At 61.1% G+C, this 15715-nt stretch carries 14 protein-coding genes and 1 riboswitch; of the genes, 9 read left to right on the forward strand and 5 right to left on the reverse strand.

Translation table 11 applies throughout. From position 1 onward, the window contains the following. Nucleotide 1 precedes the first annotated feature (1 nt). From RBB32_RS01335 to phoB, 7 genes are all read left to right on the forward strand, one after another. Nucleotides 2-1054, forward strand: a complete 1053-nt coding sequence (locus RBB32_RS01335; protein WP_306150871.1) for an ATP-binding protein — start codon at nt 2-4, stop codon at nt 1052-1054. A gap of 197 nt (nt 1055-1251) precedes the next feature. After that, nucleotides 1252-2295 carry a substrate-binding domain-containing protein gene (locus RBB32_RS01340; protein ID WP_306150872.1) on the forward strand — a complete coding sequence of 348 codons (1044 nt, stop codon included), beginning with the start codon at nt 1252-1254 and terminating at the stop codon, nt 2293-2295. A gap of 89 nt (nt 2296-2384) precedes the next feature. Further along, nucleotides 2385-3857, forward strand: a complete 1473-nt coding sequence (gene pstC, locus RBB32_RS01345; RefSeq protein WP_306150873.1) for a phosphate ABC transporter permease subunit PstC — start codon at nt 2385-2387, stop codon at nt 3855-3857. After that, complete coding sequence (gene pstA / locus RBB32_RS01350) at nt 3854-5182, forward strand: phosphate ABC transporter permease PstA (RefSeq protein ID WP_306150874.1); 1329 nt, start codon at nt 3854-3856, stop codon at nt 5180-5182. Before pstC ends, pstA begins: the two co-directional genes overlap by 4 nt. 17 nt (nt 5183-5199) lie before the next feature. Continuing rightward, complete coding sequence (pstB, locus tag RBB32_RS01355; protein ID WP_306150875.1) at nt 5200-5997, forward strand: phosphate ABC transporter ATP-binding protein PstB; 798 nt, start codon at nt 5200-5202, stop codon at nt 5995-5997. Between the two features lie 19 nt (nt 5998-6016). Next, entirely contained in the window at nt 6017-6739 is a 723-nt protein-coding gene (gene phoU, locus RBB32_RS01360) for a phosphate signaling complex protein PhoU (RefSeq protein ID WP_306150876.1), read from the forward strand. 18 nt (nt 6740-6757) lie between these two features. Continuing rightward, a complete protein-coding gene (gene phoB, locus RBB32_RS01365; RefSeq protein WP_306150877.1) occupies nt 6758-7447 on the forward strand; it encodes a phosphate regulon transcriptional regulator PhoB in 690 nt (229 codons plus the stop codon). Between the two features lie 366 nt (nt 7448-7813). Here the strand turns inward: phoB and RBB32_RS01370 are convergent, their stop codons facing one another. After that, nucleotides 7814-8722, reverse strand: coding sequence for a LysR family transcriptional regulator (locus RBB32_RS01370; RefSeq protein ID WP_306150878.1), 909 nt, complete (start codon nt 8720-8722; stop codon nt 7814-7816). Nucleotides 8723-8827: 105 nt separating this feature from the next. Here RBB32_RS01370 and RBB32_RS01375 point away from each other — a divergent pair, with 105 nt between their 5' ends. Continuing rightward, complete coding sequence (locus RBB32_RS01375; RefSeq protein ID WP_306150879.1) at nt 8828-10051, forward strand: acyl-CoA dehydrogenase; 1224 nt, start codon at nt 8828-8830, stop codon at nt 10049-10051. A 107-nt stretch (nt 10052-10158) separates the two neighbouring features. Further along, nucleotides 10159-11418, forward strand: a complete 1260-nt coding sequence (locus tag RBB32_RS01380) for an FAD-binding oxidoreductase (RefSeq protein WP_306150880.1) — start codon at nt 10159-10161, stop codon at nt 11416-11418. Between the two features lie 105 nt (nt 11419-11523). Here RBB32_RS01380 and nrdF read toward each other — a convergent pair whose 3' ends face one another. The 4 genes from nrdF to nrdH all read right to left on the reverse strand — a co-directional run bounded on the left by nrdF (nt 11524) and on the right by nrdH (nt 15337). Further along, a complete protein-coding gene (gene nrdF / locus RBB32_RS01385; RefSeq protein WP_306150881.1) occupies nt 11524-12504 on the reverse strand; it encodes a class 1b ribonucleoside-diphosphate reductase subunit beta in 981 nt (326 codons plus the stop codon). Between the two features lie 63 nt (nt 12505-12567). Further along, complete coding sequence (gene nrdE / locus RBB32_RS01390; protein WP_306150882.1) at nt 12568-14700, reverse strand: class 1b ribonucleoside-diphosphate reductase subunit alpha; 2133 nt, start codon at nt 14698-14700, stop codon at nt 12568-12570. After that, nucleotides 14682-15110 (reverse strand): class Ib ribonucleoside-diphosphate reductase assembly flavoprotein NrdI, encoded by a 429-nt coding sequence (gene nrdI, locus RBB32_RS01395; protein ID WP_306150883.1) that lies wholly within the window; start codon nt 15108-15110, stop codon nt 14682-14684. Before nrdI ends, nrdE begins: the two co-directional genes overlap by 19 nt. A 5-nt stretch (nt 15111-15115) precedes the next feature. Next, nucleotides 15116-15337: a glutaredoxin-like protein NrdH gene (gene nrdH / locus RBB32_RS01400; protein ID WP_306150884.1), complete on the reverse strand. Its 222-nt coding sequence runs from the start codon at nt 15335-15337 to the stop codon at nt 15116-15118. A gap of 106 nt (nt 15338-15443) precedes the next feature. Further along, a riboswitch (cobalamin riboswitch) is annotated at nt 15444-15638 on the reverse strand. Between the last annotated feature and the right edge of the window lie 77 nt (nt 15639-15715).

Consider the following 15715-nt stretch of genomic DNA (forward strand, 5'->3'; position numbering starts at 1 on the left):
GATGGATCACTCGACCATCCCCGCGCTGTTGCAGGCCATTCCGCTGCCCTCGGTGCTGATCGGGCGGGGCGAGCGGATACTGGGCGCCAACGAGGCGGCGCTGACCCTGCTGGGCCGGGGGATCGTGGGGCGGCATTTCATCACCGCCATTCGCCAGCCCAATGTGCTGGACGCGATCGAGACCACCCTGCGCGAACGCGGCCAGCGCACCGCGCGCTATCTGGGCAGCGACGGGGATCAGGACACCACCTTCAACGTGACCTGCTCGAAGGTGCAGACCGACCTGGGCAGCGGTGTCCTGGTCTGTTTCGAGGATGTCACCCATTTCGAGACCGCCAGCCAGATGCGCCGCGATTTCGTGGCCAACGTCAGCCATGAATTGCGCACGCCGCTGACCGCGCTGATGGGGTTTATCGAAACCCTGCAAGGCCCGGCCAAGGGCGATGCGGCGGCGGTTGAGCGGTTTCTTGGCATCATGGCCGGCGAGGCCGCACGGATGGAGCGGCTGGTCAAGGATCTCTTGTCGCTCAGCCGGGTCGAGGCCGATGAACGGGTCCGCCCGACCGATCCGCTTGACCTGGGCACGGTGCTGCAATCGGTGGCGCATTCCATCCGCCCGCTGGCCGATGAGGCAGATGTCGAGATCGCCCTGACCCTGCCCGGGGAGGTCGTGACCATCCCCGCCGACGACGATCAGATCCGGCAGGTGTTCACCAACCTTATCGAGAACGCCATCAAGTACGGCGGGTCCGGGAAAACCGTGCATGTCACCTTGCGGCTTTCCGATCACGCGCCATCCCTGCGCGGCCCCGGTGCCGTGGTCGAGGTGCGCGATGAAGGGCCGGGAATCGATCCGCTGCACATTCCGCGCCTGACCGAACGCTTTTACCGTGTGGATAGTCACCGGTCGCGCGAAATGGGCGGCACGGGGCTGGGCCTTGCCATCGTCAAACACATCATCAGCCGCCATCGCGGGCGCCTGCGCATCGAATCAGAACCGGGGCAGGGCAGCACATTCCGCGTGATTCTACCGCGGCTTGTCACAAACGCCTGACCCCGCCTTGCCACGGGCAGAACCGGACAAATTTCTTATTTGTCTACACCCTATGTTTTCTTGGGTTTTCGGGCCATCCGCCGGGCTGTCATGAAACCGTTACAAAACTTTAACAAAAGGGTCGCGTAACGCGCCTAGCAGGCAAGGCGAGGCCATCGAACGCGATGGCTGAAACCAGAAAAACTCAGGAGCTCTACATGTCCTTTCTGAAACTCACCGCGTCGGCGACTGCCATCGCAGCGCTCTCCACCACCGCCGCTTTTGCCCGTGACAACGTGCAGGTCGCCGGGTCGTCCACCGTTCTGCCCTACGCCTCGATCGTGGCCGAGCTGTTTGGCGACAACACCGACTTCCCGACCCCGGTTGTCGAATCGGGCGGCTCCTCGGCGGGCCTCAAGCGCTTCTGCGAAGGCGTCGGCGAGAACACCATCGACGTGGCCAACGCCTCGCGCGCCATCCGCGAAAAGGAAATCAAGGCCTGTGCCGAAAACGGCGTGACCGACATCATCCAAGTGCGCATCGGCTATGACGGGATCGTCTTTGCCAGCCAGCAGTCGGGCCCCGAGTTCAAGGCCTTCCAACCGTCGGACATCTTCAACGCCATCGGCGCCACCGTCCTGAAAGACGGCGAACTGGTCGACAACCCGCACAACACCTGGGCCGAGTTCAACAGCGATCTGCCCGATGCCGAGATCGCCATGTTCATCCCCGGCACCAAGCACGGCACCCGCGAAGTCTTTGAAGACAAGGTTCTTCTGAAAGGCTGCGAAGACACCGGCGCCATGGACGCCATGATGGAAAGCGGCATGGACGAAGACGCGGCCGAAGATGCCTGCCTCGACGTGCGCCAGGACGGCGGCAAGTCGGTCGATATCGACGGCGACTACACCGAAACCCTTGCCCGCATCGACGCCAACACCAACGGCATCGGCGTGTTCGGCTTGGCGTTCTACGAGAACAACACCGACAAGCTGAAGGTTGCCACCATGGGCGGTGTTGCACCTTCGACCGAAACCATCGCCTCGGGCGAGTACCCGGTTTCGCGCCCGCTGTTCTTCTACGTGAAGAAAGCTCACATCGGCGTCATTCCCGGCCTGAAAGAATACGCACAGTTCTTCGTCGCTGACGAGATCGCTGGCCCCGGTGGCCCGCTGTCGAACTACGGCCTCGTGGCTGACCCGGAACTGGCCGACACCCAGGCCGCTGTCGCTGACGAAGTGACCATGGGCGAAGGCATGTAATCCATCCGATTGCTGTCAGGGGGCGGCATATTCCGCCGCCCCCTTTTCCTTTTTGGACCTTTTGAACATCACAAAACATCGGGGGGCACATGCCACTGTTTTGGCTTATCATGATCGTGCTTGCGATTGCGGCGGGGGGCTTTGCCCTTGGGCGGCAGCGCAGCTTGGCCAGTGCGGGCGGCGATAACCGCAAACTGCACTCTTTGCCCTCTTATTACGGCTGGAATGTCGCTTTGAAGGCCGCGGTACCGGCGTTCCTGCTGATCATCGTCTGGCTTTTGGCACAGCCGCTTTACGTGGGCTCGACCGTGTCGTCGATGATCCCCGATCGCGCGGTCGCCGACAACTCCTCGCGTGGGCTTGTCATGGCCGAGGTGCGCCGCACCGCCGAAGGCCTCGACAATGCCGTTGCCGAAGGCATCATGACCGAGAATTTTGCCCGCGATCTGCGGGCCGATATCACCGATGTGACCCAACGCCTCAAGGATGCGGGTCAGATCGTCACCTCCGAAGTGACACAGCCCATTCTTAACGCCGCACAGCGGTTCCGCGTGATGAATGCCGCGGGCAACCTTTACATGACCATCGCCGCGCTGGTTCTGGCCGTGTTGGGCGCGCTTTGGGGCCTCAAGGAAGCGCATTTCGATTTCCGCGCCCGCAACGTGGTGGAACACAGCATTCGCGCCATCCTTGTCGGCGCGGCCTCCATCGCGATCCTGACCACCATCGGCATCATCCTAAGCCTTGTCTTCAACACCATCGAATTCTTCCGGCTTTACCCGGCGTGGGATTTCTTCACCGGCACAAGCTGGGCACCCAGCTTCTCGGGGCGGGGCGGAAGTTCGGACCTGGGCGTTCTGCCCTTGCTCTGGGGGACATTCTATATCTCCATCGTGGCGCTGGCCGTGGCCGTACCCATCGGGCTGTTCTCGGCGATCTACCTCTCGGAATACGCCAGCCCCCGGGTGCGCGCCTTTGCCAAGCCGATGCTCGAGGTTCTGGCCGGTATCCCGACCATCGTTTACGGTCTTTTCGCCCTGCTGACGGTTGGCCCGCTTCTTCTTACGATCTTTGGCCGCGATGGCCTTGACTGGATGCAGGCCGGGACCGCCGTGATGACCGCCGGTCTGGTCATGGGGATCATGCTTATCCCCTTCGTCAGCTCGCTTTCGGATGACATCATCAACGCCGTGCCACAGGCGATGCGCGATGGCTCTTACGGGCTTGGCGCAACCAGGTCGGAAACCATCCGGCAGGTGGTCATGCCTGCCGCTCTGCCGGGCATCGTGGGGGCGATCCTGCTGGCTGCCTCGCGTGCCATCGGTGAAACCATGATCGTGGTGCTGGGGGCAGGGGCCGCCGCCAAGCTCAGCCTCAACCCCTTCGAGGCGATGACCACGGTAACCGCCAAGATCGTCTCGCAGCTGACGGGCGATGCCGATTTCGCCAGCCCCGAGGCGCTTGTCGCCTTCGCCCTCGGCATGACCCTGTTCGTCATCACCTTGGGCCTCAACGTCCTCGCCCTCTACATCGTGCGCAAATACCGGGAGCAGTACGAATGACCGACGCATCGCTCAATCCATCGGAGGCCCCGCGCAAGGGCTCCCTGCACACTCAAAACGCGCGCACCGTCCGCCGCAACCGCGCCGAGGCCCGCTTCAAGGGCTATGGCATCGCCGCGATCCTTGTTGGCCTGTTCTTCCTCGTGGTGCTTGCGGTCTCCATCGTCCGCTCGGGCGCGCCGGCCTTCACCCGGACCGTGGTTGACGTGGAATTCACCCTCAGCGCCGCGCAACTGCAAGAGGCCGAAAGCCAGCTTTTCAAGACCAAGGCCTATCAAACCGCCTTTATCAATGCGCTCAAGGGGCAGCTTGATGAACGCGGCATGCAGGTCGAGGTCGACAATGCCGCCATCGAACGCCTGATGGGCAAAATCGGCGGCGACCTGCGCAGCTTTTACGCGGACAACCCCGATCAGGTGGGCAAGGCGGTCTCGTTTCAATTGGCCGCGTCCTCGCGCGTGGATCGTTACCTGAACGGCGACCTGACCCGCGACAGCATCGAAGACAGCCGCTTCCTGATGAAGACCGATCTTGATCTGGTCGATGCCCTGGAAGAGGCCGGGATCATCCGTAACGCTTTCAACTGGACCTTCATCACCGGCACCGACGCCGGCGTGGACAACCCCGGCGGGGCCGGGCTCGGGGCCTCGGTCATCGGCTCGTTCTTCATGATGCTGGTGGTGCTGGCCCTGTCACTGCCCATCGGTGTCGCCGCCTCGATCTACCTTGAGGAATTCGCCCCGCAGAACAAGTTCACCGACCTGATCGAGGTGAATATCTCGAACCTCGCCGCCGTGCCCTCGATTGTCTTCGGTATCCTTGGCCTGGCCGTCTTCATCCAGTTCATGCACCTGCCGCAATCCGCGCCGCTGGTGGGGGGGCTGGTGCTGACCCTGATGACCCTGCCGACGATCATCATCTCGACCCGCGCCTCGCTCAAGGCCGTGCCGCCCTCGATCCGTGACGCGGCGCTTGGGGTAGGGGCCTCGAAAATGCAGGCGGTCTTTCACCACGTCCTGCCGCTGGCCATGCCCGGTATCCTGACCGGCACGATCATCGGTCTGGCGCAGGCTTTGGGCGAAACCGCGCCGCTGCTGCTAATCGGCATGGTGGGCTTTGTCGCCCGCGGCTACCCCGACGGCATCATGGCCGGCTTCACCGAGGCCAACTCGGCCATGCCCGCCCAGATCTACACATGGGCCGCCCGCGCCGACGCCAGCTTCTACGAGAAAGCCTGGGGCGGGATCATCATCCTGCTGGCCTTCCTGCTCACCATGAATATCATCGCCATCATCCTGCGCCGCCGCTTCGAGCGTCGCTGGTAATCCGAGGGACCAACCCCATGTACGACGCACCCAACCTGGAGAGAACCGTGGCCCAAGACGACATTAAATTCGCCGCCCGCAAGGTGCAGGTCTACTACGGTGACACCCACGCCATCAAAGACGTGGACGTGGACATCGAAGACAAAACCGTGACCGCCTTCATCGGCCCCTCGGGCTGCGGCAAGTCGACCTTCCTGCGCTGCCTCAACCGGATGAACGACACCATCGACGTCTGCCGCGTCGAAGGCGATATCCACCTCGACGGCGAAGACATCTACGACAAGCGCGTCGACCCGGTGCAACTGCGCGCCAAGGTGGGCATGGTCTTCCAGAAACCCAACCCGTTTCCCAAGTCGATCTACGACAATGTCGCCTACGGCCCGAAAATCCACGGCATGGCCAAGAACAAGGCACAACTCGACGAGATCGTCGAAAAGGCCCTGCGCCGCGGCGCCATCTGGGACGAGGTGAAAGACCGCCTCGATGCCCCGGGCACCGGCCTCTCGGGCGGCCAGCAACAGCGGCTGTGCATCGCCCGCGCCGTGGCCACCGAACCCGAAGTGCTGCTGATGGACGAACCCTGCTCGGCGCTTGACCCGATCGCCACCGCACAGGTCGAAGAACTGATCGACGAGCTGCGGCAGGACTACTCGGTCGTCATCGTGACCCACTCCATGCAACAGGCCGCCCGCGTCAGCCAGAAAACCGCCTTCTTCCACCTGGGCAACCTCGTGGAATTCGGCGAAACCGGGCAGATTTTCCAGAACCCGCAAGACGAACGCACCCAGAATTACATCACCGGCCGGATCGGCTAAGGTTTAAGGATCCAAGACAATGAGTGACCAACACATCGCCTCGGCCTTCGATCGCGATCTCGAAACCATCCAGGCCCAGATCATGAAAATGGGCGGGCTGGTCGAAGAGGCCATCCTCAACGCCGCCACGGCGCTTGAAAAACGCGACGAGGAACTGGCCGAAGAGGTCCGCAAACGCGACCGGGCCATCGACACCCTCGAAGAACAGATCAACGAAGAAGCCGCGCGCGTCATCGCCCTGCGCGCGCCCACCGCGATCGACCTGCGGCTGATCCTCTCGGTGATCAAGATCTCGGGCAACCTCGAACGGATCGGCGATTATGCCAAGAACATGGCCAAACGCACCACCGTTCTGTCGGGTATGCCGCAAATCAGCGGCGCCACCGCCGCCCTGCGCCGCATGGCAAGGGAAGTCGAACGCATGCTGCGCGACGTGCTGGATGCCTATATCCAACGCGACGCCGACCTGGCCCACGACGTGATGCACCGCGACCACGACGTGGATCAGATGTACAATGCGCTGTTCCGCGAATTCGTCACCTTCATGATGGAAGACCCGCGCAACATCACCCCCTGCATGCACCTGCATTTCATCGCAAAGAACACCGAACGCATGGGCGATCACGTTACTTCGATCAGCGAACAGGTGATCTACCTGGTGACCGGGGAGATGCCCGAGGAAAACCGCCCCAAGAGCGACAAAACCTCGGTCAACCCGGAATACTCGGAACCCAAAGACTAAAACTCAGGAACGCGCATCATGGCCTCCGATCAACCCACCGTCCTGCTTGTCGAGGATGAACCGGCCCAACGCGAAGTGCTGGCCTATAACCTTGAGGCCGAAGGGTTTCAGGTGTCCCGTGCCGAAAACGGCGAGGAGGCCCTGATGCTGGTGGACGAAGGCGCGCCCGATCTCATCGTGCTCGACTGGATGCTGCCCAATGTCTCGGGGATCGAGGTCTGCCGCCAGCTCAAGACCCGCTCCGACACGCGTGGGGTGCCGATCATCATGCTTTCGGCCCGCTCCGAGGAAGTGGACCGTGTCCGCGGGCTTGAGACGGGCGCGGACGACTACGTGGTCAAACCCTATTCGGTGGTCGAACTCATGGCGCGTGTGCGCGCCCAACTGCGCCGCACACGGCCCAGCACCGTGGGCGAACGCCTGGAATACGAAGACATCGTGCTCGACTCCGAAACCCACCGCGTCACCCGCGACGGCAAGGACCTCAAACTCGGCCCAACCGAATTTCGCCTGCTGTCCACCTTCATGGAAAAACCCGGCCGGGTCTGGAGCCGCGAACAATTGCTCGATCGCGTCTGGGGGCGCGATATCTATGTCGATACCCGCACCGTCGATGTGCACATCGGCCGCCTGCGCAAGGCGCTCAGCAAACACGGCGGGGCCGACCCCCTGCGCACCGTGCGCGGCGCTGGCTATGCCCTGGGGTGACGGGTTTCCTCCAAGACTTGTACGTTTTGTACGAAAATCGGGGGGGAAACGTACAACTTGTACAAAACAGGCACCTGTTTGCCCCGTGACGCAAATCGCATAAGCAATACAGGCTAGCTTATGACATTTTCGCAATCCCGACCGGTGCCCTGACCGCCACCCGCCCGACAATGGGTATTTAAAGCGTTCCGCCTTTAACCTGATGCATCAGCTAAAGGCGGAACGCGTGCAACGATTGAGCGGAGCACTGCGTTTCGCGAAACGCTTTGACCAAGAAAAAGCCGGGGAATGGTTTTTTCTTGGGCCAAATACCCTGGGGGAGGCGCCCGAAGGGCGGCGGGGGCAAAGCCCCCAAGAATAATGCGCTTACCGGGGCAAGGGGTCTTCGTCCTCGGTCTGTGTCGCCAACCAGTCGCGAAACTTGGCCAGGGCCGGATCGCGTGATTTCTCCACCGGCCAGACAAGGTGATAGGCGCCGGGGGTTTGCGTGGCCCCGCCCCAGGCGCGCACAAGGCGGCCGGTGGCCAAGTCCTGTTCGGCCAGATAGTCCGGCAGCAAGGCCACCCCCAAACCATGCAGCGCCGCCTGCGTGATGGTCGAAAACTGGTCATAGATCGTGCCGGTCACTTGCACGCCCTCGATGCCGTGGGCGGCAAACCACGCGGGCCAGGCCTCGGGCCGGGTTTCGATATGCAAAAGCGGCAGGCGCAGCAGGTCTTTCGGTTCGCCGGGGCTGTAATCGCGGCGCAATTCGGGCGCGCAGACCGCCACCACCGACTCGGATTTCAGGCGCATGGCCTGCGTGCCGGGCCAATCGGCCTGCCCGAAATGTATAGCCGCATCAAAGGCTTCCGTGGCAAAGTTAAACGGCTTGAGCCGCGTTGACAGGTTGATCGTCACCTCTGGATGCCGGCGCGCGAAATCGGCCAGGCGCGGCACCAGCCAGCGCATCCCGAAGGTGGGCAGAATGGCCAGGTCAAGGCTGCCGCCCGCCGGGTTCACGGCCAGTTTCATCGAGGCCTGGCTGATTTTCTGCAAGGCGCCGCGCACCTCGGCGGCATAGTCGCGCGCCTCGGGTGTCAGCCAGATGCGCCGCCCTTCGCGGATGATCATCTCTACACCCAGCTGGCTTTCCAGCGTCTGCAACTGGCGGCTGACCGCGCTTTGGCTGAGGTTCAGTTCCTCGGCTGCCGCGGTGGCGCTGCCCAGACGGTCAAGTGCCTCCAGCGCGCGCAACGCGGTGGTGGAAGGCAGGAAGCGGCGGGCAGGGGGCATGTATGCGGTTTCCTCATTAATGATTGCAGAATTGGCGATATTTATTACTGCAAACTTAAGATACCGTACAGGAAACACGCAATTTTTGCATATGGAGCAAGACATATGAGCCTCGACGCCCCGAAACTCGCCCCGAAAGACAGGCCCGATCTTGGGTCATTCGATTGGGCCGATCCATTTTACCTTGAAAATCAATTGCTTGAAGAAGAGCGCATGATCGCCCAAAGCGCCCGCACTTTCGCGCAAGAAAATCTTCAGCCGCGTGTGATCCGCGCCTATGCCGAGGAAACGACCGACCCCGAGATTTTCCGCGAGATGGGTGAAATGGGTCTTTTGGGCACCACGATCCCCGAGGAATATGGCGGTTTATCAACCGGTTACGTCAGCTACGGCCTTGTCGCCCGCGAGATCGAGCGCGTCGATTCCGGCTATCGCTCGATGATGAGCGTTCAATCCTCGTTGGTCATGTACCCGATCTATGCCTACGGCAGTGAAGACCAGCGTGCTAAGTACCTGCCAGGATTGGCAAAAGGCGAATTGATCGGCTGTTTCGGCCTGACCGAACCCGATGCCGGATCGGACCCTGCGGGCATGAAAACCCGCGCTGAAAAGATCGACGGCGGCTATCGAATCACCGGCTCCAAGATGTGGATTTCCAATTCGCCCATTGCCGATGTTTTCGTCATCTGGGCCAAGTCCGATTCGCATGATGGCAAGATTCGCGGCTTTGTTCTCGAAAAGGGCATGAAGGGCCTCAGCGCACCGAAAATTCAAGGAAAACAAAGCCTTCGCGCCTCGATCACCGGGGAAATCGCGATGAATGGCGTCGAGGTGGGCGAGGACGCGCTCCTGCCCAATGTGCAGGGCCTCAAAGGTCCTTTCGGATGTCTGAACCGCGCGCGCTATGGCATCGCCTGGGGTGTCATGGGCGCCGCCGAATTCTGCTGGCACGCCGCCCGACAATACGGTTTGGACCGGCAACAATTCCGCCGGCCGCTGGCGCAAACACAGCTTTACCAGAAAAAGCTTGCCGATATGCAAACAGAGATCGCACTGGGCCTTCAGGCGGCGTTAAGGACTGGCCGTTTGATGGATGAGGCCAACGCGGCCCCCGAAATGATTTCGCTGATCAAGCGCAACAATTGCGGCAAGGCCCTGGATATCGCCCGGCAGGCCCGCGACATGCATGGTGGCAACGGTATTTCCGAGGAATTTCAAGTTATTAGGCATATGATGAACTTGGAAACCGTGAACACCTACGAAGGCACCCACGACGTGCACGCCCTGATCTTGGGCCGTGCACAAACCGGGCTACAGGCGTTTTTCTGAAGCTGCCTCTTGTCTTGGGCGGCAGGGCCGATACCTTGCCGTCCAATGAACCTGTCAGGCTTTGAAATGCATGTCACCTTGATCCCCAATCCATCCCGAGGGCCGTTATGAGCGGCCTGTCCTCGCTCTGGTCACAAAGCAGCACCGAGACCTTCGGTGCGTCGCATCTTCAAGGTGACGATACCGCCGACCTCGCGATCATCGGCGGCGGGTTCACAGGCTGTTCCGCGGCTTTGGAAGCTGCAGCGCAAGGGGCCGATGTCATCCTGATCGAAGCGCAGGGCATCGGCCATGGCGGCTCGGGCCGGAACGTCGGATTGGTGAATGCAGGGCTTTGGCTGCCCCCCGACGAGGTCTGTCAAACACTCGGGGCCGAGGCGGGTGAACACCTGAACCGTGTCCTTTCCGAGGCGCCAGAAGCAGTATTTTCCCTGATAAACCAATATGGTATCGCCTGTGAGCCCACACGGAACGGCACCCTTCATTTGGCGCATGCGCCCGGCGCGATGACGCAACTTGAAACCCGTCACGATCAGATGGCCGCGCGCGCCGCGCCTGTGACCCTGTTGGATGCAGCCGAGGCCCGGGCGCGTACGGGAACGGCGCAGGTTCACGGTGCCCTGCATGACGCCCGCGCCGGAACCATCCAGCCGCTGGCGTATGTCCAAGGGCTGGCAAGGGCGGCCAAGGGGCAGGGCGCGCGCATCCATGAAAACACCCCGGCGCTTTCGGCGGCGCAACATGGTGGGCAATGGATCATCCGAACCCCAAGCGGCAAGATTCGTGCCAAGCGCCTTTTGGTGGCCACCAATGCCTATCACGAAGGGATTCAAAACCTGCGCATGCCAGACGCGTCACGCGTCAATTTCTTCCAACTGGCGACGGAACCATTGGGCGACAATCTTGCCGGAGACATCCTGCGCGGCGGCGAGGGATGCTGGGACACCGGGCTTGTCATGTCGTCCTTGCGCCGTGACAAGGCGGGCCGGATCATTCTGGGCGGGATGGGCGACGATACAGGGATACAGGCAAACTGGGCGCGTCGAAAGCTGTGCAAGCTGTTCCCGCATCTTGCCGAGGCCAAGATCACGCATGCATGGGCCGGACGGATTTCCATGACCTATGATCACTTGCCGCGTATTCTGCGCATTGGGGGCAACGGCATGGCTGTTTTTGGCTATTCGGGCCGCGGCATCGCGCCGGGCACGGTTTTCGGCACCAGCATCGCACGTGCGCTTCTCACGGGTGAGGAACGGGATCTTCCGATTGCCCCAGTGGATCAGCACAATGAATCCTTCACCACCGTCAAATCGGTATTCTTCGAAGCAGGGGCACGCCTTAAACACTTGATCGAGGGTCGTGGGTAAAGCTTTCTGCGATGGCATTCGTCCGCCTTAATACGTCAGGGGGCAATTCCCCACGGGCACCTACATAGCACTCGGCCTAGTTTATCCTGCGCGCCGCGTGGCGTTTCAGAAATCCCAATCCTCGTCTTCGGTCGCGACGGCCTTGCCGATCACGTAGCTGGAGCCAGAGCCCGAGAAGAAATCGTGGTTCTCGTCGGAATTGGGGGAAAGGGCGGACATGATCGCCGGGTTCACCTTGCAGGCATCATCGGGAAAAAGGGCCTCGAATCCAAGGTTCTGAAGTGCCTTGTTGGCGTTATAGTGCAGGAAATGCTTTACGTCCTCGGTCAGGCCCAGACCATCGTAAAGCTGCTCGGTATAGCGGGCCTCGATATCATAGAGATCGAAGAGGAGGGAAAAGGCAAAGTCCTTGATTTCACTCCGCTCTTTCTCGGACAGACGTTCGAGGCCGCGCTGGAATTTATAGCCGATGTAATAGCCGTGAATCGCCTCGTCGCGAATGATCAGGCGGATGAGGTCGGCGGTGTTGGTGAGCCGGGCGCGCGAGGACCAGTGCATCGGCAGGTAAAAGCCCGAGTAGAACAGGAAGGACTCGAGAAAGACGCTGGCCACCTTCTTGCGCAGGGGCGAAGCGGTGGCATCGTATTCATCGAGGATCAGGCGCGACTTGGCCTGAAGGTGTTCGTTCTCGGCCGACCAGCGGAACGCCTCGTCCACCTCGGCTGTCTGGCAAAGCGTTGAAAACACAGAAGAATAACTGCGTGCATGGACCGCTTCCATGAAGGCGATATTGCTGAGCACGGCCTCTTCATGCGGCGTGATTGCATCTTCCATCAGGGTCGGTGCGCCGACGGTGTTCTGGATCGTATCCAGCAGCGTCAGCCCGGTGAAGACCCGGATGGTCAACTGCCGCTCATCATCGGTCAACTGTGACCAGCTTTGAATGTCGTTCGACAGCGGCACCTTTTCCGGCAGCCAGAAATTCACCGTCAGGCGGTTCCAGACATCAAGGTCGATATCGTCCTCAAGCCGGTTCCAGTTGACGGCGCGGGGGACGGGGCGGGGCGTGTCGGCGAGGTCTTTCATCGGGAACTCCGGGGCAAAAACGGGGGCTGTATCGTGTCGGTATAACGTCGGTGCGCCATCCGCTCAGAGCGAACAGGAGACGCAGCCCTGCACCTCGGTGCCTTCAAGGGCCATCTGGCGCAGACGGATGTAGTAGATCGTCTTGATGCCTTTTTTCCACGCGTAGATCTGGGCGCGGTTGATATCCCGCGTTGTCGCCTCGGCCGGAAAGAACAGCGTCAGCGACAGGCCCTGGTCCACGTGTTGCGTCGCCGCGGCGTAGGTGTCGATGATGGCCTCCGGCCCGATTTCATAGGCATCGCGGTAATAGTCGAGATTGTCGTTGGTCATGTAGGGCGCGGGGTAATAGACGCGGCCGATCTTGCCCTCCTTGCGGATTTCGATCTTCGAGGTGATCGGATGAATCGAGGAGGTGGCGTAGTTGATATAGCTGATCGAGCCGGTGGGCGGCACCGCCTGAAGGTTGCGGTTGTACAGACCGTCCGCCATCACCGCGTCACGCAGGGCGGCCCACTGATCGCGTGTCGGCACCTCGATCCCGGCCTTGGCGAACAGCTCGCGCACGCGGTCGGTTTCAGGGCGCCAGTCCTGATCGATATATTTTTCGAAGAAACTGCCATCGGCATAGGCAGATTCTTCGAACCCCTTGAAGCGGCCCCCTTTTTCACGGGCCAGCGCATTCGAGGCGGCAAGCGCGTGATAAAGGACCGTGCAGAAATAGATATTGGTAAAGTCGATCCCCTCGGGGCTGCCGTAATGGATACATTCACGGGCAAGGAAACCATGCAGGTTCATCTGCCCCAGCCCGATGGCGTGGCCGTCGTCGTTGCCCTTGCGGATGGACGGTACACTGTCGATCGCGCTCATTTCCGATACGGCGTTCAGCGCGCGGATCGCGGTTTCCACCGACCCGGCCAGATCGCCGCCATCCATGGCGCGGGCGATATTCATGGAACCGAGGTTGCAGGAAATATCGCTGCCCATGTGGGCATAGCTGAGGTCGTCGTTGAATTCCGATGCCTCGTTCACCTGAAGGATTTCCGAACACAGGTTCGACATGGCAATGCGGCCCGCGATCGGGTTGGCGCGGTTCACCGTGTCCTCGAACATGATGTAAGGATAGCCGCTTTCGAACTGGATTTCGGCAATGGTCTGGAAGAAGGCCCGCGCGTTGATCTTTTTCTTGCGGATTCGCGGGTCATCGACCATCTCGTGATACTTATCGGTGACCGAGATATCCGAGAAGGCGCAGCCATAGACTTTTTCCACGTCATGCGGCGAGAACAGGTACATATCCTCGTTCTTCTTGGCCAGTTCAAACGTGACATCGGGAATGACCACGCCCAGCGAAAGGGTCTTGATGCGGATCTTTTCATCGGCATTCTCGCGCTTGGTGTCGAGAAAGCGCAGTATATCCGGGTGATGCGCGTTGAGATAGACCGCGCCCGCGCCCTGCCGCGCACCAAGCTGATTGGCGTAAGAGAAACTGTCTTCCAGCAGTTTCATCACCGGGATCACGCCCGAGGACTGGTTTTCGATCCCCTTGATGGGGGCGCCGTGCTCGCGGATGTTGGTCAGCATCAGGGCCACGCCGCCGCCGCGTTTGCTGAGTTGCAGAGCGGAGTTGATGCCGCGCCCGATGCTTTCCATGTTGTCTTCGAGGCGCAGCAGGAAGCAGGATACGAATTCGCCGCGCGCCTTTTTGCCGGCATTCAGGAAGGTGGGCGTGGCGGGCTGGAACCGGCCTTCGATGATCTCGGTCATCAGGCGCATGGCCAGCGCCTCGTCGCCGCGCGCCAGCGTCAGCGCATTCATCACCACGCGATCCTCGTAGCGTTCGAGGTAACGCTGCCCGTCGCGGGTTTTGAGTGTGTAAGAGGTGTAATACTTGAACGCGCCAAGGAAGGACGGGAAACGGAACTTTTTCCCGTAGGCGGCATCCCAGATTTCACGCTGGAAGTTCTTTGAATACTGGTCGAGGACCGTTGTGTCGTAATAGCCCTCATCGACAAGATAGCCGAGCTTTTCATCGAGCGAATGAAAGAACACCGTGTTCTGGTTGACGTGTTGCAGGAAATACTGCCGCGCGGCCATGCGGTCGGCCTCGAACTGGATGTTGCCCTCGTCGTCATAGAGGTTCAGCATCGCGTTGAGCGCGTGATAATCGAGATCGGCGGTTACGCTTGCATCAAGCATGTCTTGTCCCCTGTTTCAGCCCAGAACCGGGCCAGCCCGTCGCGGATGCGGGCGGTTTCTTCTTCGCTACCTGCCAGTTCGAACCGATAGAGCAACGGCACGCCGCATTTGTCGGCGATGATACGGCCCGCCAGGGCGAACTTATCCCCGAAGTTCCGGTTGCCGCTGCCGATCACCCCACGCAGCAGGGCGCGGGTTTCGGGCCGGTTGAGAAAACGGATCACCGGTTTGGGCACCGCCCCGCGGCCCAGCCCGTCGGCATAGGTCGGGCAGATCAGGACGAAAGGCCCGGTCATCACCGGCATCGTCGTATCTGCCCCCCGTGGCAGGCGTGTGGCGGGCAGGTCCAGCCTGTCGATCATGCGCCGGGTATTGCCCGACGCGCTTGAATAATAGACCAGCCCGCCCATGAGAGTCAGGCCAGCCGACCGATCATGTCAGGGCGAAAGCCCGCCCAGTGATCATTCCCCGCGACAACGACCGGCGCCTGCCGATAGCCCAGCTCCTGCACGTGCTCCATGGCCGCGGCGTCTTCGGTCAGGTCGATGATCTCGTAAGGCAGCCCGCGCGCATCCAGTGCGCGGGTGGTAGCGGTGCATTGCACGCAGGCCGGTTTGGAATAAACGGTGATGGTCATTGCTCGGTCCCCTTTCAATGGTCTTGTGGGCATCGGAAAAAGGGGGCACGGGGAACAGGATACCGCTACGGTACCTAGCCACGCGCCCGGGCCCTCCGCCCGCGGTCGTCGTTTATCTTGCCTTGGCAGGTTTCCTGGCTTCGCGGCTCTTGCGCCTTGGCCCGCCTTCCCGGTGTCTGCCGCACCAGTGGTTCCGGACCTTGGCTTGCCGCTTACAGTTGCGGGGGCAGTGCCGGATTTTCACCGGCTTCCCTTTTCACCCACGAGGCGACTCGCAGGCACCAAAGCAACACCATATTGATGCCGACGGCGCAAAACTGTCAATATATAGATTGAAGCCACGGTGAAAAATTCTTCGCCCGTCGGCGCGATGTCTGT

The organism is Roseovarius sp. MMSF_3281, from assembly GCF_030733685.1.
Taxonomy (GTDB): Bacteria; Pseudomonadota; Alphaproteobacteria; order Rhodobacterales; family Rhodobacteraceae; genus Roseovarius.

Excerpts from the sequence above, each read along its gene's own strand:
- pstC (WP_306150873.1), top strand. The coding sequence starts at position 2,385 with ATGCCACTGTTTTGGCTTATCATGATCGTGCTTGCGATTGCGGCGGGG.
- RBB32_RS01335 (WP_306150871.1), top strand. The coding sequence starts at position 2 with ATGGATCACTCGACCATCCCCGCGCTGTTGCAGGCCATTCCGCTGCCC.
- RBB32_RS01340 (WP_306150872.1), top strand. The coding sequence starts at position 1,252 with ATGTCCTTTCTGAAACTCACCGCGTCGGCGACTGCCATCGCAGCGCTC.
- phoU (WP_306150876.1), top strand. The coding sequence starts at position 6,017 with ATGAGTGACCAACACATCGCCTCGGCCTTCGATCGCGATCTCGAAACC.
- nrdE (WP_306150882.1), bottom strand. The coding sequence starts at position 14,700 with ATGCTTGATGCAAGCGTAACCGCCGATCTCGATTATCACGCGCTCAAC.
- pstA (WP_306150874.1), top strand. The coding sequence starts at position 3,854 with ATGACCGACGCATCGCTCAATCCATCGGAGGCCCCGCGCAAGGGCTCC.
- phoB (WP_306150877.1), top strand. The coding sequence starts at position 6,758 with ATGGCCTCCGATCAACCCACCGTCCTGCTTGTCGAGGATGAACCGGCC.
- RBB32_RS01370 (WP_306150878.1), bottom strand. The coding sequence starts at position 8,722 with ATGCCCCCTGCCCGCCGCTTCCTGCCTTCCACCACCGCGTTGCGCGCG.
- RBB32_RS01375 (WP_306150879.1), top strand. The coding sequence starts at position 8,828 with ATGAGCCTCGACGCCCCGAAACTCGCCCCGAAAGACAGGCCCGATCTT.
- pstB (WP_306150875.1), top strand. The coding sequence starts at position 5,200 with ATGTACGACGCACCCAACCTGGAGAGAACCGTGGCCCAAGACGACATT.
- RBB32_RS01380 (WP_306150880.1), top strand. The coding sequence starts at position 10,159 with ATGAGCGGCCTGTCCTCGCTCTGGTCACAAAGCAGCACCGAGACCTTC.
- nrdI (WP_306150883.1), bottom strand. The coding sequence starts at position 15,110 with ATGGGCGGGCTGGTCTATTATTCAAGCGCGTCGGGCAATACCCGGCGC.
- nrdH (WP_306150884.1), bottom strand. The coding sequence starts at position 15,337 with ATGACCATCACCGTTTATTCCAAACCGGCCTGCGTGCAATGCACCGCT.
- nrdF (WP_306150881.1), bottom strand. The coding sequence starts at position 12,504 with ATGAAAGACCTCGCCGACACGCCCCGCCCCGTCCCCCGCGCCGTCAAC.